This is a genomic window from Fulvivirga aurantia, from assembly GCF_009711475.1.
Lineage (GTDB): Bacteria > Bacteroidota > Bacteroidia > Cytophagales > Cyclobacteriaceae > Fulvivirga > Fulvivirga aurantia.
The window spans coordinates 1-217 of sequence record NZ_SMMD01000011.1; the positions used below are offsets into that span (position 1 = coordinate 1).

1 protein-coding gene is annotated in these 217 nt (G+C 44.7%); it reads left to right on the forward strand.

Annotated elements, in window-relative coordinates:
* On the forward strand, nucleotides 1-217 hold a 217-nt coding region (locus tag E1176_RS19915), incomplete at both ends, for a hypothetical protein (protein ID WP_185152430.1).

The following is a 217-nucleotide window of genomic DNA, read 5'->3' on the forward strand; positions in this document are numbered from 1 at the left end:
TTGGTATACAGGACAAAGTACAGCGCCAGCTGATGAAATACTCCCTGCTCCTGGGTTTAGCATTACGGGTTTGGCTGCCGGTATTTATACAGTAATGGCTACCAACGATGCTACAGGTTGTGAAAGCACACGTGAAATAACAGTTGTTGATAATCAGGTTACCCCCCTACCTGCAACTAATGTTGTAGACCAATCTAATTGTACGCCTGTCAATGGA